This is a genomic window from Variovorax sp. 01N425, from assembly GCF_056399465.1.
In genome coordinates, this window is sequence record NZ_JBFTRJ010000007.1 from 173,000 (window position 1) to 195,984 (window position 22,985).

Here is a 22,985-nt window from a genome sequence, read left to right on the forward strand (position 1 = left end):
CCCTAGCGCACGGTCGACATCACCGTCGCGCGGCAGCGGGGCTGGTCGCGCGGCGCCAGCAGGTTGCAGTTGTCCAGCGCGCGCTGCTGCATGTCGCTGAGCCGGGGCTGCTCGCCGGGCGGCGGGCCGTCCCACTGGCGGTAGGCCGGCGGCGGAGGCGGCTGTTCGGCCCAGCGCTCGCGGCGTTCGTATTCGCGCCGCTGCTCGCGTTCGTAGGCGCGCTGCTCGCGGCGGTCATAGCGCTCTTCGCGGTCGCGCTGGATGCGCCACATGCAGGTGTTGAAGTCGACGCCGGAACGGCCGCTGGCGCAGTAGCGGCGGTCGTTCTCGTAGAAGTCGCCGCGCTGCGCGAACGCCGGGAGGATGGTGGCAATGCCCAGGACGGCCAGGGCTAGGATTTTTTTCATGGGGGGACCTCTCCGAGCTTCGGTGATACCGGCACAGCATGCCACACCGGCCAGGCCGTCCCAACGCAGGCATCCCCGTAGAACCAACGGCAACACCCGCGCGTTGAGTGGGATTCGGGCCGCTTTTTTTTCCGGGCTAGAGCCGGCGCGCCTGCATCGGCTGGCGCGACCAGTAGATGCCGTCCAGCCGGTCGAGCCGCACCTCGCCGCCCGTCGAGGGCGCATGCACGAACTGCCCGGCCCCCACGTAGATGCCCGCGTGCGACGGCGTGGAGGCGCCGAAGAGCACCAGGTCGCCCGAGCGCAGTTCGGACGCGGGCACGGGACGGCCGAAGCCGGCCATGCGGGCCACCGTGCGCGGCGTGGCCTGGCCTGTGCTGCTTCTGTACACGTAGCCGATGAGCCCGCTGCAATCGAAGCCGCCCTCCGGCGTGTTGCCGCCGTAGCGGTACGGCGTGCCGACCAGGCCCAGCGCATGGATCGCGACGCTGCTCGATTGCTCGGCCGTCAGCACGGCAGGCGGCGCATAGGCAGCCCCGGGCTGCGGCGCCCGCGGTCCTGCACAGCCCAGCACCAGCAGGCAGGCGCCGATCGGGAGCAGCCGAAGCAGCGCCAGCGGCATGCGGGGAGGTGGCGTGGGTGCGGAGGCGTCGTGCATGTGGTTCCTTCAGGACTTGGCGGTCTTCTTCGCGGGCTTGGGCTTGCCGGCGCTGTTGAGCGCCACCGCCTCGCGCACGAGCGCCTTGAAGGCGGCCCCATCGATTTCGTCGCCTTCGAAGATGTCGATCGCGCGGCGCATGTTGCCGTCCAGGCTCGCGTTGAAGAGGCCGGCCGGGTCCGGCAGCGAGGCGCCCTTGGCGAAGGTGAGCTTCACCTTGTCCTTGTAGGACTCGCCCGTGCAGATGATGCCGCCGTGCGACCAGACCGGCGTGCCCATCCACTTCCATTCCTCGACGACTTCCGGGTCCGCCTGCTGGATGAGCTTGCGCATGCGGCCCAGCGTTTCGCCGCGCCAGCCGCCGAGCTCGGCGATGCGTTGCGAGATGAGTTCCGATGCCGGCTGGCCGGTGCTCGCGTCCGACTTTTTCATGTTCTGTCCTGGAGGTTCCGAAGCGGCTTCATTGCAATGACCGTGGAGGATAGCCATGCATCGAAGCAATGCAAGCATGGCCCGTGTCCCGCCCGTTCATATGGCACGATCGCCGCATGCCAGAGCCCTCCCGCCGCATACCGTACCGCACCTGGCCAGGCGCGCTCGCGGTGCTGCTCGCCATTGCCGCCTACGTGGGCGGCCTGAGCTTCTGGGACAGCCGCACGCCCGGCAGCCGGCCGCTGGCCGCGGGGGAAACAGTGTCCGTCGGCCATGCGAGGTTCGTTCCCGCCAGCGGATGGGAGATGGACGTGTCGCGCTCCAGGGCCGGCCAGTCGCTGATGCTGTTCAAGGGCGGCCACAAGTTCCTGGTGACCACGCGTGCCTGGGCCGGCGGGCCCGACGGTCCGCTGGTGCGCCAGCAAAGGCTCATGGAGCGCGGCCAGCGCCTGAACATCGATGGCGACGTGTCCGACTTCGTCACCTCGTGGGGCCTGCAGGGCAAGACCTTTGCGTACTATGGATCGAAGCTGGCCGGCCGCTTCTGGCAGGTGGTCGACCTGCAGCGCCGCTCGCTCGTGCAGATCGATTGCTACGGTGCCAGCGAAGGCCTGAACGAGGCAATGGCCGATGCGCGCAGCATGCTCGAATCGATGGACCTGGAGGCACCGCAGTGAGCCCGCCCGCCTTCGAGGGCCAGCAGGACCGCGGCGACTGGCCGATCGGCACCGATTCGTTCTTCCAGCCGCAGCGCGCGGCCTTCTGGCTGCTGGCGGCGCTGATCGTCAACGGGCTGTTCTACACGGTCAACATGGTCTCGATGGGGTTCCGCGTCGTGCCCGTCACGGCCCTGCTGGGCATCCTGGTGTGGGGCATCTACACGCTGCTTTTCCTCCTGGTCTTCCGCACGCTGGACCTGCTCGAGCAGCACCCGCCGGAAGCCTTCGTGCTGGCCTTTGCCTGGGGCGGGCTCGGCGCCGTCTACTTTGCCGCGCCGGCGAACATCGCCATCCAGAGCCTGTGCGCCAAGCTGGTGTCGCCGGATTTCGCGGCGCTCTGGGGGGCCGCCGTCGCGGGGCCGGTCACCGAGGAGTTCCTGAAGATCGCCGGCGTCATCCTGCTGGTGCTGGTGGCGCGCAACCAGTTCCAGACCTACCTGTCGGTACTGATCGTGGGTGCCATGGCAGGGCTGGGCTTCCAGGTGGTCGAGAACCTCACGTACACCGTCAACGCCTCGATGCACTTTCCGCTCGAGAACCAGGTGTCTCCGGTGCTCGTCAACCTGCTGACGCGCGGGCTGCTGAGCGGGCTGTGGAGCCATGCGGCCTACACGACGATCGCGTCCTTCGGCGTCGCCTGGTTCCTGCTGCATCCGGAGCGTTCGCTGGCGGCGAGGATCGCCTGCGCCCTGCTGTGCTTCGCGCTTGCGTGGGCGATGCATTTCATCTGGAACTCGCCGTGGCTCGAAGACCTCTTCGACGGCGGCTACGGCGACATGGCCGTGATGCTCGCCGTCAAGGGCATTCCCGCGATGGTTGCGGCCGGGCTCTTCTGGCGAGTTGCCGCACGCGAGAACGGCGCCTATCTGCATGCGCTGGCCGCCTACTTCGTGCCGGAGCGCGAGCTGATCCGCGACGACGAGTGGATCCGCCTGGGCGCGCCCTTGCAGCGCTACAAGGTTCGCCGGGAAATGGGCTGGACCTTCGGGCTGCGGGCCAGGCGCCTGAAGACGCAGTTGCAGCGCGAGCAATTGCGGCTGATCCGCAAGGCCATGACCTACGGACGCGGCGCCCAGACGCTGCGGCATGAAGTGGCGATCCGGCGCGTGCGGGCCGAACTCGATCCGCTCATTGCCGCAAAGCCCTGAGGATCGGGACCATGGCCGTGGATCCTCCGGAGCGTCCGGCAGAGCCCGCGCCTTCGCACCGCAGGCGCTGGCTGCTCGCCGCGGCCGCGGCGGGCGCCGCGCTCGCCGCAGCTGCATGGGCCGTCGCCACCGGCACCGTCGAGATTCCCGAGCGCTTCAATCCGTGGGCGCCGCTCGACGTGGCGGCGGCGCCCAACTGGCTGACCGGCTTCAAGCTCGAGCGGGCCCGCCGCGAACCCGCGCGCTGCCTTGCGGCGCTGGCGCAAACCGGCATGCAGTACGACCTGCTGCCCGACCGCGTCACCGGCCCCGGCTGCGGCTTCGAGAACGCCGTGCGGCTGCGCTCCGCCGGCGTGCGCCTGGGCACTTCGCCTTCGCTGAGCTGCCCGATGGCACTGTCCTTCTTCATGTGGGAGCGGCACGCGCTGCAGCCAGCCGCCAGGCAGCGCTTCGGCCAGCCGGTGGCGGCCATCGAGCATCTCGGCAGCTACGCCTGCCGCAACGTGAACCGCGGCGAAGGCGCCGTGCCGGGCGCTTCGCGCAGCCGGCATGCCACGGCCGATGCGCTGGACGTCGCCGGCCTCACGCTGGCCGACGGCCGCCGCATCACGGTGCTGCATGACTGGCCCCGCGACGGCAGTGCCGCAAGCACGGACGATCCGGCGCCGCTGCTTCTGCGCGATGCGCACCGCGGCGCCTGCCGTTTCTTCAATGGCGTGCTGGGCCCCGACTACAACGCCGCGCACAAGGACCACTTCCACCTGGAGACCGGCGGGTACGACATGTGCCGCTAGCATCCCGAAGCGCTGGCATTACGCAGAGGTTTCGCTCTTCTTGCGTGCCGCCAACGCGGCGAGACCTGCGCTGACGATGGCCCAGGCTCCAATGCCAACAGCCATCGCGTTCTCGGGCTTCATCGGCAATTGGATCGGAACGATGCCGAAGGCGATGCTGGCGGCCGCAATGGCAGCAAGCATTCCAAGCGCCCGCCGCGGACTCGTCGCGGCGACGCCGCCGACCCAGGCACCCAACGCGGCAGAGGCCGCGCCACCCATGACGACATACACGCGCAGCATCCGAGCGGCTTCATCTTCGCCGTGATGCCCGATCCCCGTACCTGGAAACGCGAGCGAAAAGAGGATGGGCAAGCCCAGGAACAGAGCGACGCCGAGCAAAGCCCCGCACAGGGTGAAGATCGGGCGCTTCATCAGCTTATCGGCCAGAAGACAACTCGACGCGACGCGTGCAGATCGGAGTAGAGGTATCCGTTGCCGCTCCACGGTGATCGCAAGGTATCAATGCCGAGCGAGAAGCGAAGGAACGTCGTCCATGACGGCGTCAATCGATTTCGATCCCACAGGTCGATGTGATCTCCAGTGGGAAACATCGCCTCAGCGGTACGCAACCAGTAGTCCTCGAAATAGATGATGCCCGTGCGACCGGAGGGACTCTTGTCGAAGCTTTTTCCCTGGTGTGTTTCCGCATCTGGACAGCCAGCGAACGGACGACGCATCAGCCAGTTGGCCAATTCGGTCGCGCGCAGCACCATTCCGTTTCCGGAAGGGCCAAATTCGCAGCGTGGGCCGGGAAATGACTTGAAACTGACACCCGACTTTTCCAACGCAATGCCGACCCGTATTGCGCATTGATCGTCATACGCCTTCTTGCCCGTGCGGGGGTTCACGCAAGGGTCATCACTGGGGTAGTTCTTCCATATCGCTTCGAACGATATCGGCTTTGCCATTTCGGGAAGTGGCATCTGTTTTTCCTTCCTGTGCCTATCTAGCTTGGCCCAGCGAACTGACCATGGACCACTGTGAGTCCGCCGCATCTTATCGACTCAAGTTCGTGCTGCCAGCCACCCGAAAGGCTACGTTCACACGGGCCGTCTCCTGCGATCATGGAATATTGCCGCGTCCTGCAGGCAAGCACGATGCGGGGACTCCGCAATCATCGAATCCAGTGGTGAGAACCTTGGCGCTACATCGCACGCACTGCACTCGAAAGCGCTGGCCGCCCTTCCGGGATTCACCCACAATCCCGCCGGTGTCGAAAGTTGCACACCGCCATCGACTCTCGCGAAAACCCAAGGACCGCCAAATGAAGTGCTCGATCCGCCGCTCCCTCGCCACCACCGCCGCGGCACTGGGCCTGGCGGCTGCATTGGCCTCCTGCGGTGGGGGCGGCGGCGGCGGGGGTGGAGGTGGCGGGGGTGGAGGTGGCGGGGGGATCGGCATCGGCGCACCCTTGCCGCCGACCACGGCGCAGCTGCCGGAACGCGAAGCGCTCATTGCCCGCGCACGGCCCCTCGAAATCAACACGCCCTACGTGCCGCCGCCCGGCAACGTGCTGGAGCACCACACCTCCGGCTATGCCAAGACGATGTGTTCCGCCGTGTTCATCACCGGCATCGCCCCCGACGTCGCCGCCGAAAGCCTGGGCTATTTCGTGGGCCCTTATGACCAGCGCAAGAACGTCGGCAAGCCCGTGGTCGACCGCGTGAAAAAGGAGGTTCGCATCTCGATTCCCAATGGCCCGACGCTGGTGGCGCGCCACTTCGGTTCGCAAGGCTGCGTCACGCTGCCGGCCGGCCGGGACGACGTGTTCTTCACGCCCGTCGAAGTCCGGAGCACGCTGCCCGACCCCGCGACGCAGCCATGGCCGATGGGCGACGTGCTGCCGGGCGATGCGCCGCCCGCAGAGGTCGACATGGCCAAGGTGAACCAGGCCGTCGATGCCGCGTTCGCCGTGCCCGAGGCCTACACATCGGCCTTCGTGGTCACGCACAAGGGCCGCATCGTCGCCGAGCGCTACATGAGCGGCATCGGCCCGGCGACGCCGCTCGAATCGTGGTCGATGGGCAAGAGCGTCGTGGCGACGATGATGGGCGTGCTCATCAAGCAGGGCGTGTACAAGCTCGACCAGCCGGCGCCGATTCCCGAATGGCAGGGCGCCGGCGATGCGCGGCAGCAGATCAAGATCTCCGACATCCTGCAGATGTCGAGCGGCCTGCGCATCAAGGCGCCGGACGATCCGGACTTCGACCCCAACGGCACCTACCCCGACCACATCTACTACTACACGGGCCGCATCAACGCCTTCAACTACGCCGCCACCCGGCCGCAGCAATGGCCGCCCGGTGCCGTGGGCCGCTACCGCAACACCGATCCGGTGCTGGCCAACTACCTGGTCCGCCTCGCGGTGGAAAAGCGCGGCGAGGACTACCTGTCGTTTCCGCAGCGCGCGCTCTTCGACAAGATCGGCATCCGCTCGATGGTGATCGAGACCGACCCCTACGGCAACTTTCTCACGCAGGGCTACGACTTCATGTCGGCGCGCGACTGGGCACGCCTGGGCAATCTCTATCTGCAGGACGGCATGTGGAATGGCGAGCGCATTCTTCCCGAGGGCTTCGTCAATTTCGTGAGCAGCGTGGCGCCGGCCTGGGCCGCGGACAAGCGCCCGATCTACGGCGGCTTCTTCTGGATCAATGGAATGGGCTCGCTCGCGGTGCCGGCGTCTGCCTACTACATGCTCGGCGCAGGAGGCCAGTTCGTGCTGGTGATTCCGTCGCACGATCTCATCGTGGTGCGGATCGGGCATTCGAAGGGAGAGCGCTTCGCGGGCTCGACGCTGAACCAGGCATTGGCGCTGCTGACCACCGCGGTGCCCCGCGTGCGCTGAGCCTAGAAGCCGAAGACCAGCAGCAGGTTGTTCGCGGGCATCGCATGCCGCTCGCGCAGCGCGAGCCCTGCGCGGCGCGCCTCGGCCACCACGTCCTCCAGGCGGCGAATGCCCCATTCGGAATTGCGGGCGCGCAGGTCTTGGTCGAACGCCAGGTTGCTCGGCGCCGGTGGGGCTTCTTCTTCGAAGTAGGGGCCGTAGGTGACCAGCAATCCATCGGCAAGCAGATGCCGTGCGGCGCCTTGCATCAACGCGGCGCATGCGGCCCAGGGCGCGATGTGCAGCATGTTGGCGCAGTAGATCGCATCGAACTTTTCTTCTGCTCGAGCGAACGCGGCGCCTTGCGACGGCCATCGAGGCGCCATCACGTCGAGCAGCAGCGGCGCACGGAGATTGGGCAGCGCGGCCTGCGCGACGCGGCTTGCAATCGCGGGGAGCACGCGCGCGTCTGCGTCGGTGGGCTGCCAGGCCCACTGGGGCATCGCTGCGGCGAACCAGGCAGCGTGCTGGCCTGTGCCGGATGCGATCTCGAGCGCGCTGCCGCGCTCGCCGAGGATGCGGCCCAGCGCTTCGAGGATGGGCTGCTTGTTGCGGTCCGCGGCGGGGCTGTGAGGAAGGTCGGACATGTGAAATGGACCTGGATAGGTATGGTTTGACTGGAGAAGGACAGCGCGGTTCAGCCCTGCCCGAACTCCCGCGCATGCTCCACCGCATACTTGATGAGTTCCGCCTGCCCTTCGATGCCCAGCCGCCGCTTGATGCTCTGCCGGTGCGCCTCCACGGTGCGCACGCTCAGGCCCAGGTCGCGCGCGATCTGCTTGCTCGATTCCCCGCGGCCCAGCGCGCTGAGGATCTCGCTCTCGCGCGGCGTGAGCAGCGGCCTGGGCGCCTGGTTGCGGAACAGCTTCTTCGACACGGCCGGGCTCAGGAAGGTGCCGCCGGCCGACACCGCCTCGATGGCCGCGACGATCTCGGCCGCGGGCGCGTCCTTCAGCACATAGCCGCGCGCGCCCACCTGCAGGGCCTTCTGCACGTATTCGGGGTTGTCGTACATGCTGAGCATCACCACGTGCGGCGCGGGCTGATGGCGCTGCAGCACCAGTGCGGCCAGGTCGATGCCGTTCATGTCCTTCATGCCGACATCCATCAGCAGCAGGTCGGGCTGGAGCGTTTCGATGAGCGCCAGCGCCTCGGCCGCGCTCCCGGCCTCGCCGACGATCTCCAGCCCCGGCATGGCGCCGAGCCGCGCGCGCAGGCCGTCGCGCACCAGCGGATGGTCGTCGACCAGGAAGAGGCGGACGGGGGCGGCGTCGTTCTTCATGCCGGCTCGGGCCTCGCGCTGCGGGCCGGCACTTCGGCCACGATGGTGGTTCCGCCTTCGCCCGATTGCACGTCCAGGCGCCCGCCGATCGACTCCATGCGCTCGCGCATGTTGCGCAGGCCGATGCCGCGCCGCGCATCGAGCTGCATCGCCTCCACGTCGAAGCCGATGCCGTCGTCGCCGATCGAAAGCCGCACGCCGTCCTCGTCGGAAAAGCCCAGCGCAATGTGCACGCGGTGCGCCTGCGCGTGCTTGCGCACATTGGTGAGCGCCTCCTGCGTGACGCGGAAGAGCGCGGTCTTGGCCTCCTGCGAGAGCTCGAAGGCCTCGCCCTCGATCATGATGGAGGCGTCGATGGCGCCCTCTTCGGCGAATTCGTCGCCCAGGCGCTCGAGCGCGGCGGGCAGGCCGAGCGTGTCGAGCAGGGCCGGCCGCAGGCGGTGCGAGATGCGGCGCACCTCGATCAGCGAATCGTTGAGCCGTTGCAGCGCCTTGCTCAGCGCGGGCGGCGCGGGCTGGCGCTCGCGGTCGAGCGCATCCACGGCCGATTCGATCAGCAGCTTGGCCGAGACCAGCGTCTGGCTGGTGCCGTCGTGCAGCTCGCGCGCGAGGTGGCCGCGCTCTTCTTCCTGCGACTGCACCACGCGCCGCGCCAGCAGCCGCAGCTTGGCCTCGGCCGTGCGGTGCTCGCTGAGGTTGAGCAGCAGCCCGGTGGCGCTCACCACGCCCAGGCACAGCGCCGCGATGCCGGCGATCCACAGCAGCGTGGTGGTGACGTTGGCGCTCATCTGGCGGTCGAGCGCCTGCATGGTGGCCTCGATGTCGTCCAGGTACAGGCCGGTGCCGACCATCCAGTTCCAGCGCGGCAGCGCAGTGACGTAGCCGAGCTTGGGCGCCATCTGCTCGCTGGAGGGCTTGCGCCATTCGTACTCCACATAGCCGCCGCCCGCGCGCGCGCCCGCGATCAGGTCCTGGATGGTGAAGCGGCCGCGCGAGTCGCGCATGTCCCAGAGGTTCTGGCCCACCAGATCGGGCTGGCGCGAATGCATGAGCGAGCGGCCCTGCATGTCGTAGACGAAGAAGTAGCCGTCGTCGCCGTAGTCGAGCGCGGCCAGGCGGCGCAGGGCCTCGCTGCGGGCTTGCTCGTCGTCCTGGCCGGCGTCGTACAGCGGCCGCACGGTGCTCACGGCAAGGTCGACGTAGCTGCGCAGTTCGCTGCGCCGCTGGGCCATGTAGCTTTTCTCGATCAGCGCGCGCTCGCGCTGCGCCAGGTCATGCTCCTGGTGGCGCACCGCCAGGGCCACCAGCACCAGTGCAACCAGCAGCGGTGCAACGGCCAGCGCGACGATCTTGGTGCGGAGGTTCATCGGGAGGCAAGACTACCACCGGGCGGCGCCGAGAACCTTAAGATCGCAAGGGCACGGGGGACGCAACACACGGGAGCAGATCGCATGCAGAACCGCTGGATGGCCGCACTGGCCCTTCTTGCCCTGGCTGGCACGGCCATTGCCGCGGCGCCCTTCACGGCCGTGTTCAGCGGCACGGGGCGCGCATGTTCGGGCGGGCTGTACGTGCGGACGCAAACCATCGAATGGAATTCGAGCTTCAGCATCTGCAAGCCCGGCCGCTACAGCGTGCTGGAGAAAGACCTTGCCTCGGAGCATGGCCGCATCGTCTTTCGCCTCATGGCGCGCAGCCGGCAGTGCCGCTACGAAGTGGTCGAGGCGGAGCAGATCAGCACCTACGGCTGGAGCGTGCAGGGCTACCCATCGCTCGAGGCGTACCAGAAGCGCGCCCTGCCCGGCTGGCGCCACTCGCCCCGCGATGAGCGAATGGTCCTGTCCTGCCCGATGGTGCGGCTGGACTGAGCGCCGCCGAACGGCCTCAGTGCAGGCTCGTCGGCCGGCCCGAGGCCACCCAGGCGTCGAGCCCGCCCGTCAGCGGCAGTGCGCGCCGCGCACCGCGCGCCAGCAGCACGCGCGCAGCCAGCGCGGCCGACACCTCGTTGGGGCAGTTGCAGTAAAGCACCACGTCGCGCCCGCCGACCAACGGCAATTCCGGATGCCGCTGCTGCAGTGCCTTGAGCGTGTACGGCAGCGCCCCGGGAATGCGGCGCGGATCGACCTGCACGCCGGCCTCCCCGCGCACGTCGATCACCAGCGGCGGCGCCTCGCTCGCGAGCAGCTCGTGCAGCTCGTCCACGCTGATGCGCGGCATGCCCGTGAGCCGCATGAAGGCGCGCCGGCGCCAGTAGCGCACCGCCAGCATCACGGCCAGCACCACCACCAGGGCCGCGGTCGCGATGCCGCCGGCCTGGGCCAGCATCGCCAGCACCTCCTGGATCTGGTCGCGAAAGGCCCAGCCCAGCCCGAGGAAGACGACGGTCCAGACCAGCGCGGCGCCGATGTCGAAGCCGATGAAGCGCCACACCGACATGCCCAGCGCGCCGGCCATCGGCGGCGCGACCACCGAGACGCCCGGCACGAACTTGGCGGCCACCAGCGAGAGGCCGCCCCACCGGCCGATCAGCGATTCGCCGCGCCGCACGCATGAATCGGGCGACAGCGAGATGCGGCACAGAAGCCGCATGAAACGGTAGCCGAAGCGGCGCCCGGCATAGAACCACGCGCCATCGCCCAGCACGTTGGCCAGCACCGCAGCCAGCACCACGCCCGCCACCGAGACATTGCCGGCCGCCAGCAGCGCACCCGACACCACCAGCACCGCGGCCGCGGGCACCGGCAGTCCGAGGCGCGCGGCAAAGCTCGCCGCGAAGACGATCGCGATCGCGTTCTGCACCAGCAGCGACATCAGCTGTGCCATGGCAGCAGCGCGAGTTGGGGGGTGTTCACTCCTTGGCTGCCTACCTGGGCGCGTCGCCCTTGCGGTATTCGGCCGTGAGCTCGTCGAGCTTCTGCTTGAGCGCGGGGTCCAGCCTGTAGCTGGCCGCGGCCAGCGTGGCGTCGAGCTGCTCGGGACGGCTCGCGCCGAGCAGCGGCGCGGTGATGAGCGGGTTGGCCATGACCCAGGCCACCGCCAGCGTGGCCAGCGGCACGCCGGCTTCGTCGGCCAGCTTGTGCAGCTGGGTCACGGTGTTGAAGCTGCGCTCGTTCCAGTAGCGGTCCTGGTACATGCCGCCGGCCGTGCCGAGCGTGAAGCGGGTGTTTTGCTCGGGCGCGGCGCCGGGCTTGTACTTGCCGGTGAGCAGGCCGCCGGCCAGCGGGTTGTAGGGAATCACGCCCAGGCCCTCTTCGCCCGCGAGCGGCAGCAGCTCGCGCTCGATCTCGCGGAACAGCAGGCTGTAGCGCGGCTGCACCGACACATAGCGCGTGAGCTTGTGCAGCTCGGCCTTGCCGAGCGCGCGTGCCAGCCGGTAGGCCAGGAAGTTGGAGACACCGATGTAGCGCGCGCGGCCCGACTTGACGATGACGTCGAGCGCCTCCAGGCTCTCTTCGAGCGGCGTCTCGCGGTCGTCGCTGTGCAGCTGGTACAGGTCGACGTGGTCGGTCTGCAGCCGCTTGAGCGAGGCATCGATGGCGTCGAGCAGGTGCTTGCGCGAGGCGCCCTGGTCCCAGCTGCTGGGGCCGACCTTGCCGACGGCCTTGGTGGCCACCACGAAGCGGCGGCGGCCCGCGGCGCCCTGCTTGTGCAGCCAGCGGCCGATGATCTCTTCGGTGCGGCCCGTGGTTTCGACGGTGCCGCCGAGCGGATACACGTCGGCGGTGTCGAGAAAGTTGATGCCGCCCTCGGCGGCCTTGTCGAGAATCTGGTGCGACACGGCCTCGTCGGTCTGCAGGCCGAAGGTCATGGTGCCGAGCGCAAGGCGCGAGACGGTGAGGCCGGTGCGGCCGAGTCGGGTGGTCGGAATGCTCATGGGGGTGTCGCTCCGGGCGATGGAAGTGCGACGGCCATCATAGTCACGACGGCGCAAGGCTGCAGCGATCAGGTGCTTTCAAGATGCACGCCGGGCGCGCCGCGCTCCACCGCAAAGCGCGCCATCGGCGCGACAGCGGCGTCCTCGGCCTTTTCGTCGTCCACGGCGCGGAACTCGACCGTGCAGCCGCGCGCATCGAGCGCCATCTGCGCATAGCCGCGCTTGTCGCCGCGGCCGTAGCGCAGGTGCTCGTTCTTGGCGAGCATGTTGGCCACGCCGGCGGCGCTGGGGCCTTCGGAGGTGATGGCGCCGCCGACGAATTCGGTGGCCACCGCCGGCCCCTGCGGCTCGCGGCGCAGGTCGGCGGCCCAGAAGGCATGCACGTCGCCGCTGATGACCAGCGCATCGCCGCCGCGCGCCTGGTTCGCGGCCAGGCCGTCGAGCAGGCGCGTGCGCGAGGCGGCGTAGCCGTCCCAGCCGTCCATCCAGTAGCCGTGCTCGGGGCCGCGCTTGCGGTCGGCCTCGGCCAGCAGCGTGGGCTGGGCGATCACGGTCCAGCGGGCCGGCGGTGCGGCCAGTTCGTTCGCGAGCCAGGCCTCCTGCCTGGCGCCGAGGAAGCTGCGCTCCGGTGCCAGCCGGTCGGCGCAGTCGGCCAGCGGCGAGGCGCTGCGGCCGGCCAGGCAGGCATGGTGCGAACGGTACTGCCGCCCATCGAGCAGGAACACGTCGAGCATGCGGCCGAAACGGTGGCGGCCGTAGATGGTGGCCGCGGCGCCGGTCGGCCGCATGCTGGCGGGCACGGGCATGTGCTCGTACCAGGCCTGATAGGCCGCGGCGCGGATCGCCAGGAACTGCGCGGGATCGATGCTGCGCGGCGAAACATCGTCGGTGTAGTCGTTCGCCACCTCGTGGTCGTCCCAGGTCACGAGCCAGGGGAAGGCGGCGTGCGCGGCCTGCAAGTGCGGATCGGTCTTGTAGAGCGCATAGCGGTCGCGGAACTCGCCGAGCTGCGTGGGAATGCCGCCCTGGTGATGGCGCACATGGCGCGAGCCCCAGGAGCTTTCGTAGATGTAGTCGCCCAGGTGCACGACGAAGTCCAAAGGCTGCATCGCCATGTCGCGGTAGGCCGCGTAGTAGCCCTGCTCGTACTGCTGGCATGACGCGAAGGCAAAGCGCAGCGGCTGCGGTGCGGCATCGGTTTCGGCCGGCGCGGTGCGGGTGCGGCCGGCGGGGCTTCGCGCGCCAAGAGCCGTGAAGCGGTACCAGTAAGGCCGGCCGGGCGCGAGGCCCTGCACCTCGACATGTACCGAATGCGCGAGCGCCGCGGTGGCCGTCGCCCTGCCCCTTGCCGCGATGCGTGCAAAGCCCTCGTCGTGTGCCACTTCCCACTGCACGTCGACCGGGGCCTCGCCCATGCCGCCGCCCTGCAGCGGATCGGGCGCCAGCCGGGTCCACAGCACCATGCCGTCGGGCCTGGGGCTGCCGGACGCCACGCCCAGCGTGAACGGAAACCCGCGCGCGGCCTGCTGCGCGTGGAGCCGGAGGAACGGGTGGCCCAGCGAGGCAGCGGCCATTCCGCCGAGCAGCAGGCGGCGGCGCGAGACCCTCATGTCCTTGCGCGCGCGGCCAGCGCCAGGTCGGGTCGGTCGGTGGTGATCTGGCGCAGGGGCATGGCGAGCCATTGTGCAATTTCATCGGGCTCGTTGACCACCCAGGCACCCAGCCGCTCGCTGCCGAGCGCGGCCAGGCATTGCGGCCAGGTGGCGGCCAAGAGCTTTTTCTCGACCGCGACGATGCAGCCCGGCAGCGCCGCGTAGCGCGCCAGCGCACGCGTGATGCCGCCCAGCATTTCAGCCGAACGGTGGTCGAGCGAAGCCAGCACGCGTCCGCGCGGCCAGTGGGCGAGCACCTGCGCCAGCACCTCGGGCACGAAGCAGGTCAGGATGCTGCGCTCGGCCACGCCCGCATCGTGCAGCGCCTGCACCGTGCGCGCGATGGCGCCGGGCGGCAGCTCGCCGGCGGCGTCGGTCTTGATCTCGACGTGCAGCTCCATGCGCGTGGGCGCGAAGAGCTTGAGCACCTCGGCCAGCGAGGGCACGCATTCGCCGGCTTCATCGGCCCGCTGTTCTTCCTGCGCGCCCTGCCCCTTGCGCAGGCGCGTGGCCAGCACCTCGGCCGCATCGTGCTCGCGCACCGCGCCCGTGCCTTCGGTGGTGCGGTCGAGCAGCGGATCGTGGATGACCACGGCCTTGCCGTCGCGCGTTTCCTGCACGTCGAATTCGACCGCATCCGCGCCCAGCGCGATCAGGCGGCGGAAGCCGCCCATGCTGTTCTCGGGCCAGAGGTTCCGCGCGCCGCGGTGTCCGACGATGATCATTTCTGCAATGTCCTTTGCCTATTTGCTGCTGTCCACCAGCCCCTTGACGAACGAGCGCTGCAGCGCCACCACCACAATGATGGGCGGCAGCATCGTGAGGAGCGCGGCGCTCATCGCCACGTTCCAGGCGGGCTGCGAATCGGCGCGCGGGATCAGGTGCTTGAGGCCGATCACCGCGGTGGCCATGTCCTTGTCGGTGGTGAAGAGCAGCGGCCAGAGATACTGGTTCCAGCCGTACAGGAAAAGAATGATCGCGAGCGCCGCGATGTTGGAGCGCGACAGCGGCAGCAGGATGGTCCAGAAGAAATGCATCGGCGAAGCGCCGTCGATCCGCGCCGCCTCGCACAGCTCGTCGGGCACCGTGAGGAAGAACTGGCGGAACAGGAAGGTGGCCGAGGCCGAGGCGATCAGCGGCAGGATGAGGCCCGGGTAGGTGTCGACCATGTTCCACTGCAGCTGGATGTCGATGGTGTGGCCCGTGATGGCATTCCACGCCGACGAAAGGTGCAGCGCCTCCACCAGCCACTGCAGCGGCAGCGCCGCGTTCGCCACCGATTCGTAGGTGGGCGAGATGCGCACCTCGATCGGCAGCATTAGCGACACGAAGATGAGCCAGAACGCCGTCATGCGAAAACGGAAGCGGAAGTACGTGATGGCAAAGGCCGACAGCAGCGACACCGCGATCTTGCCCACCGTGATGCCCGCCGCCACGATGAACGAATTGAAGAACAGCCGGCCGAAGTTGGCCTGCATCCATGCGGTGCGCAGGTTCTGCACGAACTGGTCGCCGGGCAGCCAGGGCAGCGGCACATGCTGCACTTCTGCGATGGTGAGCGAGCCCGCGACGAAGGCCAGGTAGAGCGGCACGCAGACAAAGGCCACGCCCACCAGCAGGATGGCGTGGCAGATGCCGTCGAGAACGGGAGCGCGTTCAATCATGCGATGAGTCCTTTGCGCCGCGCGTCATACGTCGTAGCTCACGCGCCGCTCCACGTAGCGGAACTGCAGCAATGTCATCAGCAGCGCGAAGATCATCAGGATGACCGACTGCGCCGCTGACGAGCCAAGGTCCAGGTTGATGAAGCCGTCGACATACACCTTGAACACCAGCACGTTGGTCGCGCCCGCCGGTCCGCCCTGCGTGACCGCATCGACGATGGCAAAGATCTCGAAGAAGCCGTAGACGAAGTTCATCACGGCCAGGAAGAACATCGTGGGCATCAAGAGCGGCAACCCGATGGTGAAGAAGCGCCGAAGCGGCCCCGCGCCATCGACCGCCGCCGCCTCCATCAAGGAAGAAGGCACCGCCAGCAGACCGGCCAGCAGAAAGATGTAGTCGTAGCACACGTGCTTCCACGAGGCCGCCAGGATGACCAGGATCATCGCGTCCGAGCCCACGCGGTTCGGGTCCCACGCGAGGCCGATCGCATGCAGCAGCTGCGCGAGCGGACCGACTGCCGGATTGAAGAGAAAGGCCCACAGGATGCCCGCGATGACCGGCGCAATCGCATAGGGCAGCAGGATGATCGCCTTGTAGACGCCGCGGCCGCGGATCACGCGGTCGCTCGCAAAGGCCAGCACCAGCGCCACCGCGATGGTCAGCAGGTTCTGCAAAATGGTGAACACCACCGTGACCTGCACCGACTCGTGGTACGTGGCGCTTTGCAGCAGCTGCGCAAAGTTGTCGAAGCCGACGAAGTGCACCGTGTTGCCGAACGGATCGGACAGGAAGAAGGCCTGCCCGAGCGCGCGGAACGACGGAATGAAAAAGAAGAACAGCAGGATCGCGAGCTGCGGCAGCAAAAGCAGCGCCGGCAGGCGCACGTCCTTGAAGTGCGCACGCTTCAGGCCCGCTTCGATCGCTGCCGCCATGGGTACCGCCCGCTCAGTAGCGGCCCTTGTTGAGCTTCTCGTACTGCCGCAGGATCTCGTTGCCGCGCTTGACGGCATCGTCCATGGCCACCTGCGGCGTCTTCTTGCCGGCCACCACGTTCTGGAACTCGTCGCGCTGCGCCATCATGGTCTGCGTGAAGTTGCCGAAGTGAAAGCCCGTGGAGTTGGCCGTGGGCGTGCCGCGCGTGAGCTGCAGGATCGCAATCTCGCGCGTCGGATGCTCCTTGTAGTAGCCCTGCGACTTGGCCAACTCGTAGGCCTTGTTGGTCAGCGGCACGTAGCCCGTGGCCTTGACCCACCAGAACTGCGTCTCGGGCTTGGCGATGTAGTCGAGGAAGGCGGCCACGGCCTCGTACTCGGCCGGCTTCTGGCCCTTCATCACCCAGAGCGACGCGCCGCCGATGGTGCTGTTCTTCGGCTGCTTGCCCTCTTCCCACGGCAGGTAGGTGGCGCTCCAGTCGATCTTGGATTCGCGCTCGATGCCGCTGTGTGCAGCGGTCGAGGCAAAGTAGGTGGAGCACTTGCCCGAGGTGAAGAGCTGCTCGGGGCTCAGGCCCTGGCCGGCGATCTGCATCACGTCGTCGTCGATCCATTTCTTGATGCGCGCCACCTGCGAAACCACCGAGGTCTTGTTGTAGACGAACTCGGTGTCCAGCCCCTGGTAGCCGTTGGCCTTGGTGGCATAGGGCAGGTCGTTGATGGCGCTGTAGTTCTCGAGCAGGCTCCAGTGGTAGTCGCCCGCGAGCACCGAGCCGCAGGCCGAGATGCCCTTCTGCTTGATGGCGTAGAGCTGCTTCTCCAGCTCCTGCCAGGTCTGCGCGGGCCCGGCGAAGCCGGCCTTCTCGAAGTGCGCCTTGTTGTACCAGAGGATCGGCGAGGACGAATTGAAGGGCATCGTCATCAGCTTGCCCTTGTAGCTGTAGAAGCCGGCCACCGGCTTCACGAAATCGGCCCATTCGACCTTGTAGCCGCGCTGGTCGAGCAGGTCCTGCACCGGCATGGTTGCATCGGACAGCAGCATGGTCATGAAGCCGCGCTCGTAGATCTGCACGAGCGCCGGCGCGCGCTTGGCGCGGTAGGCAGCAATGGTGCCGTTGATGACCTCGTCGTAGTTGCCCTTGTAGACGGCGGTGACGGCGTACTTGTTCTGCGAGCTGTTGAAATTCTTCACCAGTTCTTCCACGCGCTCGCCGAGCGCGCCGCCCATCGCGTGCCACCACTGCACCTGCACCGGCTGCGCGGCGGCGGGTGTGCCGCTCGCGAGCCAGAGCGTGGATGAAAGGGCCAGCATGGCCAGCGTGCTGCGTCGTTGGATCTTCATCGCGTTCTCCTGTGGGGTGTGTCGATGCCGGGGGTGTTCTTGCGTTCAGGCGGTCCAGAAACCGCCGGGCGCGAACTGCCCGGCGATTGCGCGGTCGAGCCAGCCCAGGTCGTCGAGCAGGTCGAGCAGCGTGTAGCGGCGCCGGATGAGGCGTGCGCGGCGGTGGTCGGCGGCGAACCTGGCGGCGCCGATGCCGAGTTCTTCGGGATGGCTCGCGCCGCCGACGGTGGCCAGCCGCTGCTGCATGTCGCGCGCGCCGATCAGCTGGCGCTTCAGCTGTGCGCGCAGCGCGGGCCAGGTGCGCACCAGCTGGTCGAGGCGGGCGCGGCGGCTGCCGAGTGCGGCCTTCGCATTCATCTCGCCGCGCGCAGCGGCCCTGAATTCCTCATTGCCGAAGGCGGCCTCGATCTCGCGCGACAGCGCGGCCTCGTCCTGGCCGTCATGCGCCTGCGCTGCGGCAGCCGCGATTGCGGCCGCGGGCTGCGCAATGAGCCATTCGTACATCGCCAGCATGGCGACGCAGCCGACGCCCACGCAGGCGCCATGCGCCGCGGGCTCGCCATCGACCTGCAGGTTTTCCATTTCCCACAGGTGCGAGAACTGGTGGTCGCTGCCGCTCGCGGGGCGCGAGTTGCCATGCGCCTGCATGGCGAAGCCGCTGACCAGCAGGCCGGCCAGCAAGCCGGCCAGTGCCTGCGGCTCGTGCACGGCCAGGCGCTGCGGCGCGCCGAGCCAGTCGCCGAGATGGTCCTGCACCAGCGCGTAGGGACGCGGATTGATGGGCTCCACGCCGAGCGCGTCGGCCAGCAGCCAGTCGGCGCCGGCCACGGCCTTGCCGGCCAAGTCGCCGTAGCCCCAGGCCGTCATGCGCGCCGGCGCGGCGCGCAGCACGTCGAGGTCGGCCAGCACCGCCACCGGCGGCGGGCATGCGAGCGTGCGCTTGAAGCCGTCTTCATCGAGCAGCGCGGCGCCGGAGGCCGCGTAGCCATCCATGGAGGCGGCGGTTGCAAGGCACACATAGGGTTGGCCGGCGAGCGAGGCCGCATGCTTGGCCAGGTCGCTGACGACGCCCGAGCCCACCGCGATCGGCGTGGCCGCCTGCGCGGAAAGCTGCTGTGCGATGGCCGCCGAGCGCGCCACGCGCGGCTTCAGGCGAGGCTTCGCAGGAAAGACCAGCGGCGGCGCACAGGACACGCCCTGCGATTCGAGCAGGGCCTGCGCCGACGCGCCCACCGCATCCCAGGTGTTCTCGTCGGCCACCAGCATCCAGCGCCGGCCCGGCGCGCAGCGCTGCAGCACGCCGGGCAGCGAGCGCACCGCGGCGTGCTCGATGACGACTTCCTTGGTGACCGCCGCATCGCGCAGCGCGGCCTTCAGGGGGGATGACGAATCGCTCATGTCTCCTGCAATCTGGACGCCGTTTTCCGGTCGATGAACAAGTGTATAGTTTGAAAGACATTTGTTTCAACCACGTGACTACCCGTAGATCGGCGGGCCCGCGGCGCGGAATCCGCCACACCCGTGCCACCATCGCGGCCGCAGAATCGACGACGACAACCACGGAGAATTCGGATGGCTGAGGAAGATCAGGTGGCGGTGCGCGTGGCCTGGCTCTACTACATGGAGGGCCTGACGCAGGACGGCATCGCCACGAAGCTCGGCCTCACGCGGCTGCGCGTGAACCGCCTGCTGGGCGAGGCGCGCGAGAGCGGGCTGGTCAGCATCAAGATCAACTCGCGCCACGAGAGCTGCCTGCGGCTGGAAGAAGAACTGCGCAGCGTCTGCGGCCTGCGCGAGGCAACGATCATTCCCACGCCCGAGAGCCCCGATCTCATTCCCGTGCTGCTGGGGCGAACGGCCGGCGAATACCTGTCGAGGCACATCGAGACGAACCGCGTGCGCGGCGTGGGCGTGGGCTGGGGCGCCACCCTGCGCGAGGCCATACGCCACGTCGCGCCGGGCCAATGGCCCGAGGTGCACGTCAACTCGATGATGGGCGGCCTGACGCGCGGCCTGGAGATCAACACCTTCGAGACGGCCAGCGCACTGGCCGCGAGGCTGGGCGCGCAGTGCAGCTACCTGGCCGCGCCCCTGTACGCGGGCAGCGCCAGGTCGCGCGACACCATCGTCTCGCAGGATGTCTTCAAGGAAGCCTTCGGCCAGATCGCGGCCAACGACGTGGCGCTGCTGAGCGTGGGCGACCTGAGCACGCGCTCGCTGCTGGTGCGCTACGGCCTGCCGAAGGACGTGCCGGTGGCCGAGCTGCGCCAGGCCAAGGCGGTGGGCGACATCATCGGCCAGTTCCTCGACCGCCACGGCAACCCGGTGAAGCATGCGCTGAACCAGCGCGTGGTCGCGCCCTCACTCGAGGAGCTGGCGCGCATCCCGACGGTGATCGTCGCCTCGGGCGGCGAGAACAAGGCGCCGATCATTGCGGCGGTGCTGCGGGCCAGGCTGCTGTCGGTGCTGATCTGCGACGAGCAGACGGCGCGCACGGCGCTGAAGCTCTACCAGGCGCTGCAGGAGCGCTGAGCCTTCCCTCAGGGCGCGAGCACCGTCACGCGCGCCGTCATGTAGGAATGCACCGAGCAGGCGTAGTCGTGCACGCCCGGCTTGTCGAAGGTCCGGGTGAAGCTCTTGCCGGGCAGCATGAGGTCCATGCCCGCGGTGCCGTCCTTGAAGGCCACGCCGTGCGGCGCGCCGTCGTCGTTCTTCCAGGTCACGCTCTGGCCCGCCTTGACGGTGATCTGCGCCGGCTCGAAGGCGAAGTTGCGGATCGCCACCACCTGCGCGGAAACGCCGGCCTGCGATGCATGCGCGGTGCCTGCGGACGGGGCGCGCTGCACCGCCACCTTGCGCGGCGCGTTGCCGACCGGCACGGTGTGCATCGGGCCGCCGGCAAGGTCGACCACGCTGACGTCGTTGGAGCCTTCGTTGCTCACCCACAGCTTCTTGCCGTCGGCCGACAGGTCGAGCCAGTGCGGCTGCTTGTCCACGCCGATGCTGCGGCCCGGCGCCCGCGTGGCCGGGTCGAAGAGCAAGACCTCGCCCGGCCCCTGCACGACCACCACGCCGCTCGCCATGCCGGCGAAGTGCTGGGCGATGTGGGGCGATACGCCGGTCGGTATCGGCGCCAGCCACTGGTTCGTCGCCGGGTCCAGCACCTGCACGGCGGGCACGCCCGCCAGGGTCAGGTACAGCGCCTTGCCGTCGTGGCCGAACTCCAGGTCGCGCGGCGCTTTCTCGAGCGGGATCTCCGCGACCACCGTGCGCGCCGCCAGGTCGACGACCACCAGTGCGAAGTGCCCCGGCTCCTGCGAGGCGACGTAGGCCTGCCGGCCGTCGGGCCGCACGGCGATGGTGTGCGGCTTGGGCACGGGCACGGTGGCGCTGACGGCGTGCGTCGCGGTGTCGATGAAGGCCACGCGGTCGTCGCCGTTGACGGCCACCAGCAGCCAGCGTCCGTCGGCCGTGGCGGCGAGGCCCTGCGGGCCCTTGCCGACCTCGATGGTGCGCGCCACGCCGTCGCTGGCTGCGTCGATCTCGCTCACCGCCGAGGCGCCGGAGCCGCTGACGAACACGCTGCGCCCATCCGGCGAGATGACGATGCCGTCCGGCCCCGTGGCCACCGGCACGGTGGCGAGCACGCGCTCGGTGCCGGTGTCGATCACGCTGACCGTGCTGTCCTTGAAATTGCCGACGTAGGCCTTGGGGCCGGCTGCGAATGCGCAGAAGGCCGAAGCGCCCAGCGCCGCGAGAACGACGAGGATGCGCACAAACCCGGGAATGGCGATCATGATGAAGAACTCCTGAAAGAGTAGGAAGAGAATCGGCACAGGGCATGACGCATGGCGTGCCCTGCTTATTCCCCGGTCCAAAAAAAAGATGGAATAGAACGCGCAGCTGCCACGTCATGCAGGAAGAAGAAGCCCGTTGACCGACCGCACACGCCAGTTCGAAGCCGCCGCGCTGCCGCATCTCGATGCGGCATGGAACCTTGCGCGCTGGCTGCTGCGCGACGACCAGCTGGCCGACGATGCGGTGCAGGAGGCGTACCTGCGTGCCTTCCGCTTTTTCGACGGGCTGCGCGGCGAGAGCGCACGGCCGTGGCTGCTCGGCATCGTGCGCAACGCCTGCTACGACTGGATGCGGCAGAACCGGCAACTGGCCGACCAGCTCGAGTTCGACGAGTTGCGCGACAGCGGGGCCATGCCACCCGCTTCCGCGGAATGCGCCGACCCGGCCCGGCAGTGGGAGCAGCGCGCGCAGGGCGAGCGCATCAACGCCGCCATCGACGCCCTGCCCGCGGCCTATCGCGAAGTCATCGTGCTGCGCGAGCTCGAAGAGATGCGCTACGAGGACATCGCACGCATCGCGGGTGTCCCCCTGGGCACGGTGATGTCGCGGTTGTCGCGTGCGCGGGCATTGCTGCGCGAAAGCCTGCGCGATGAACGCCCCGGGGACGGGACCGAAAGGACACAGCATGCAAATTCATGACGACGAGCTGGGGCCGCTGATCCGGCGCCACGCCGTGCGGCACGCGCCGCCCGCGGGGCTGGCCGAGCGCATCGCGCAGTCGGTGCGGTCCGAGGCCGGAGCGGCTGCCGCGCCTGCCGCTGCAGTGCCCGGCCGGCACGGCTGGTGGCGGGGGCTCGCCTGGTTCGGTACGGGGGCGGCAACGGCCTGGGGTCTCGCGCTCGTTCTGCTGGCAGCGCCGGTGCCGCCGCAGGACGCGCTCGGCGAGGCGGTCACGGCCAACCACGTGCGCTCGCTGATGGCGGCGCACCTGGCGGACGTAACCTCGTCCGACCAGCACACGGTGAAGCCCTGGTTTGCCGGCAAGCTCGACTTCTCGCCGCCGGTGGTGGACCTGGCGTCCGACGGTTTTCCGTTGGCGGGCGGGCGGCTCGACTACCTCGACGGGCGGACCGTGGCGGCGCTGGTCTATCGCTCAGGGCCGCACGTCATCAACCTGTTTGTCTGGCCCGCGGCCGATGCGAAGGTGCAGCCGCCCGCGTTCTCCACGCGGCAGGGCTACCAGCTCGCGCACTGGGCCGAGGGCGGCATGCAGGCGTGGGCGGTGTCGGACCTGAATGCGGCCGAGCTGCGGAAGTTTGCCTCGCTGATGCGCGAGCGCACCGGGCCGTAGCA

At 68.7% G+C, this 22,985-nt stretch carries 25 protein-coding genes; 8 read left to right on the top strand and 17 right to left on the bottom strand.

All coding sequences use genetic code 11. The features are described 5' to 3' along the window. Positions 1 to 2: 2 nt before the first annotated feature. From AC1DSC_RS14515 to AC1DSC_RS14525, 3 genes are all read right to left on the bottom strand, one after another. Positions 3 to 407, bottom strand: coding sequence for a hypothetical protein (locus AC1DSC_RS14515; RefSeq protein WP_015866759.1), 405 nt, complete (start codon positions 405 to 407; stop codon positions 3 to 5). Positions 408 to 543: 136 nt separating this feature from the next. Then, the gene (locus AC1DSC_RS14520) at positions 544 to 1,065 is read right to left on the bottom strand and encodes a C40 family peptidase (protein WP_369663354.1); all 522 of its coding nucleotides are present in this window, start codon (positions 1,063 to 1,065) and stop codon (positions 544 to 546) included. Positions 1,066 to 1,074: 9 nt separating this feature from the next. Then, the gene (locus tag AC1DSC_RS14525) at positions 1,075 to 1,497 is read right to left on the bottom strand and encodes a DUF1801 domain-containing protein (RefSeq protein ID WP_015866761.1); all 423 of its coding nucleotides are present in this window, start codon (positions 1,495 to 1,497) and stop codon (positions 1,075 to 1,077) included. Between the two features lie 116 nt (positions 1,498 to 1,613). On the opposite strand from AC1DSC_RS14525, the gene AC1DSC_RS14530 reads away from it, so the two are divergent. The 3 genes from AC1DSC_RS14530 to AC1DSC_RS14540 are packed head-to-tail and all read left to right on the top strand — an operon-like array spanning position 1,614 to position 4,158. Continuing rightward, positions 1,614 to 2,174, top strand: a complete 561-nt coding sequence (locus tag AC1DSC_RS14530; protein WP_015866762.1) for a hypothetical protein — start codon at positions 1,614 to 1,616, stop codon at positions 2,172 to 2,174. Then, positions 2,171 to 3,364 (top strand): PrsW family intramembrane metalloprotease, encoded by a 1,194-nt coding sequence (locus tag AC1DSC_RS14535; protein ID WP_018905292.1) that lies wholly within the window; start codon positions 2,171 to 2,173, stop codon positions 3,362 to 3,364. The genes AC1DSC_RS14530 and AC1DSC_RS14535 overlap by 4 nt, the downstream gene beginning before the upstream one ends. Before the next feature lie 11 nt (positions 3,365 to 3,375). Next, positions 3,376 to 4,158 carry an extensin-like domain-containing protein gene (locus tag AC1DSC_RS14540; RefSeq protein ID WP_369663355.1) on the top strand — a complete coding sequence of 261 codons (783 nt, stop codon included), beginning with the start codon at positions 3,376 to 3,378 and terminating at the stop codon, positions 4,156 to 4,158. A gap of 18 nt (positions 4,159 to 4,176) precedes the next feature. On the opposite strand, the gene AC1DSC_RS14545 is transcribed toward AC1DSC_RS14540, so the two are convergent. Together AC1DSC_RS14545 and AC1DSC_RS14550 are read right to left on the bottom strand one after the other, a co-directional pair. Continuing rightward, complete coding sequence (locus AC1DSC_RS14545; protein WP_369663356.1) at positions 4,177 to 4,572, bottom strand: hypothetical protein; 396 nt, start codon at positions 4,570 to 4,572, stop codon at positions 4,177 to 4,179. Continuing rightward, positions 4,572 to 5,123, bottom strand: coding sequence for a type VI secretion system amidase effector protein Tae4 (locus AC1DSC_RS14550; RefSeq protein ID WP_369663357.1), 552 nt, complete (start codon positions 5,121 to 5,123; stop codon positions 4,572 to 4,574). Before AC1DSC_RS14550 ends, AC1DSC_RS14545 begins: the two co-directional genes overlap by 1 nt. 341 nt (positions 5,124 to 5,464) lie before the next feature. On the opposite strand from AC1DSC_RS14550, the gene AC1DSC_RS14555 reads away from it, so the two are divergent. Further along, positions 5,465 to 7,048 (top strand): serine hydrolase domain-containing protein, encoded by a 1,584-nt coding sequence (locus tag AC1DSC_RS14555; protein ID WP_369663358.1) that lies wholly within the window; start codon positions 5,465 to 5,467, stop codon positions 7,046 to 7,048. 2 nt (positions 7,049 to 7,050) lie between these two features. Here AC1DSC_RS14555 and AC1DSC_RS14560 read toward each other — a convergent pair whose 3' ends face one another. Genes AC1DSC_RS14560 through AC1DSC_RS14570 form a run of 3 tightly spaced genes read right to left on the bottom strand, consistent with a single transcriptional unit; the run spans position 7,051 to position 9,736 of the window. Next, positions 7,051 to 7,674, bottom strand: coding sequence for a DUF938 domain-containing protein (locus tag AC1DSC_RS14560; protein ID WP_369663359.1), 624 nt, complete (start codon positions 7,672 to 7,674; stop codon positions 7,051 to 7,053). Positions 7,675 to 7,724: 50 nt separating this feature from the next. After that, complete coding sequence (locus AC1DSC_RS14565) at positions 7,725 to 8,369, bottom strand: response regulator transcription factor (RefSeq protein ID WP_027730758.1); 645 nt, start codon at positions 8,367 to 8,369, stop codon at positions 7,725 to 7,727. After that, positions 8,366 to 9,736, bottom strand: coding sequence for a cache domain-containing protein (locus tag AC1DSC_RS14570; protein ID WP_369663360.1), 1,371 nt, complete (start codon positions 9,734 to 9,736; stop codon positions 8,366 to 8,368). The genes AC1DSC_RS14565 and AC1DSC_RS14570 overlap by 4 nt, the downstream gene beginning before the upstream one ends. Before the next feature lie 84 nt (positions 9,737 to 9,820). Here AC1DSC_RS14570 and AC1DSC_RS14575 point away from each other — a divergent pair, with 84 nt between their 5' ends. After that, on the top strand, positions 9,821 to 10,237 hold the full coding sequence (locus tag AC1DSC_RS14575; RefSeq protein WP_369663361.1) for a hypothetical protein: 417 nt from the start codon (positions 9,821 to 9,823) through the stop codon (positions 10,235 to 10,237). A gap of 16 nt (positions 10,238 to 10,253) precedes the next feature. On the opposite strand, the gene AC1DSC_RS14580 is transcribed toward AC1DSC_RS14575, so the two are convergent. From AC1DSC_RS14580 to AC1DSC_RS14615, 8 genes are all read right to left on the bottom strand, one after another. Next, a complete protein-coding gene (locus tag AC1DSC_RS14580; protein WP_015866771.1) occupies positions 10,254 to 11,192 on the bottom strand; it encodes a VTT domain-containing protein in 939 nt (312 codons plus the stop codon). A 40-nt stretch (positions 11,193 to 11,232) separates the two neighbouring features. Beyond that, entirely contained in the window at positions 11,233 to 12,243 is a 1,011-nt protein-coding gene (locus AC1DSC_RS14585) for an aldo/keto reductase (protein ID WP_015866772.1), read from the bottom strand. Positions 12,244 to 12,311: 68 nt separating this feature from the next. Continuing rightward, complete coding sequence (locus tag AC1DSC_RS14590) at positions 12,312 to 13,853, bottom strand: alkaline phosphatase D family protein (protein ID WP_369663362.1); 1,542 nt, start codon at positions 13,851 to 13,853, stop codon at positions 12,312 to 12,314. Further along, positions 13,850 to 14,620 carry a glycerophosphodiester phosphodiesterase family protein gene (locus AC1DSC_RS14595; RefSeq protein ID WP_369663363.1) on the bottom strand — a complete coding sequence of 257 codons (771 nt, stop codon included), beginning with the start codon at positions 14,618 to 14,620 and terminating at the stop codon, positions 13,850 to 13,852. The genes AC1DSC_RS14590 and AC1DSC_RS14595 overlap by 4 nt, the downstream gene beginning before the upstream one ends. 18 nt (positions 14,621 to 14,638) lie before the next feature. After that, positions 14,639 to 15,559, bottom strand: a complete 921-nt coding sequence (locus AC1DSC_RS14600) for an ABC transporter permease subunit (RefSeq protein WP_369663364.1) — start codon at positions 15,557 to 15,559, stop codon at positions 14,639 to 14,641. A 24-nt stretch (positions 15,560 to 15,583) separates the two neighbouring features. Continuing rightward, positions 15,584 to 16,492 (bottom strand): ABC transporter permease subunit, encoded by a 909-nt coding sequence (locus AC1DSC_RS14605; RefSeq protein ID WP_369663365.1) that lies wholly within the window; start codon positions 16,490 to 16,492, stop codon positions 15,584 to 15,586. Positions 16,493 to 16,505: 13 nt separating this feature from the next. Beyond that, positions 16,506 to 17,834, bottom strand: a complete 1,329-nt coding sequence (locus AC1DSC_RS14610; protein WP_369663366.1) for an extracellular solute-binding protein — start codon at positions 17,832 to 17,834, stop codon at positions 16,506 to 16,508. A 45-nt stretch (positions 17,835 to 17,879) separates the two neighbouring features. Further along, the gene (locus tag AC1DSC_RS14615) at positions 17,880 to 19,232 is read right to left on the bottom strand and encodes an iron-containing alcohol dehydrogenase (RefSeq protein WP_369663367.1); all 1,353 of its coding nucleotides are present in this window, start codon (positions 19,230 to 19,232) and stop codon (positions 17,880 to 17,882) included. Positions 19,233 to 19,406: 174 nt separating this feature from the next. On the opposite strand from AC1DSC_RS14615, the gene AC1DSC_RS14620 reads away from it, so the two are divergent. After that, positions 19,407 to 20,366: a sugar-binding transcriptional regulator gene (locus AC1DSC_RS14620; RefSeq protein WP_436287899.1), complete on the top strand. Its 960-nt coding sequence runs from the start codon at positions 19,407 to 19,409 to the stop codon at positions 20,364 to 20,366. Between the two features lie 8 nt (positions 20,367 to 20,374). On the opposite strand, the gene AC1DSC_RS14625 is transcribed toward AC1DSC_RS14620, so the two are convergent. Next, positions 20,375 to 21,631 carry a YVTN family beta-propeller repeat protein gene (locus tag AC1DSC_RS14625; protein WP_369663369.1) on the bottom strand — a complete coding sequence of 419 codons (1,257 nt, stop codon included), beginning with the start codon at positions 21,629 to 21,631 and terminating at the stop codon, positions 20,375 to 20,377. Between the two features lie 136 nt (positions 21,632 to 21,767). Here AC1DSC_RS14625 and AC1DSC_RS14630 point away from each other — a divergent pair, with 136 nt between their 5' ends. Both AC1DSC_RS14630 and AC1DSC_RS14635 read left to right on the top strand, forming a co-directional pair. Further along, positions 21,768 to 22,331 (top strand): sigma-70 family RNA polymerase sigma factor, encoded by a 564-nt coding sequence (locus AC1DSC_RS14630; RefSeq protein WP_062365801.1) that lies wholly within the window; start codon positions 21,768 to 21,770, stop codon positions 22,329 to 22,331. Next, entirely contained in the window at positions 22,318 to 22,983 is a 666-nt protein-coding gene (locus AC1DSC_RS14635) for an anti-sigma factor family protein (RefSeq protein ID WP_369663370.1), read from the top strand. The genes AC1DSC_RS14630 and AC1DSC_RS14635 overlap by 14 nt, the downstream gene beginning before the upstream one ends. The last annotated feature ends 2 nt before the right edge of the window (positions 22,984 to 22,985 follow it).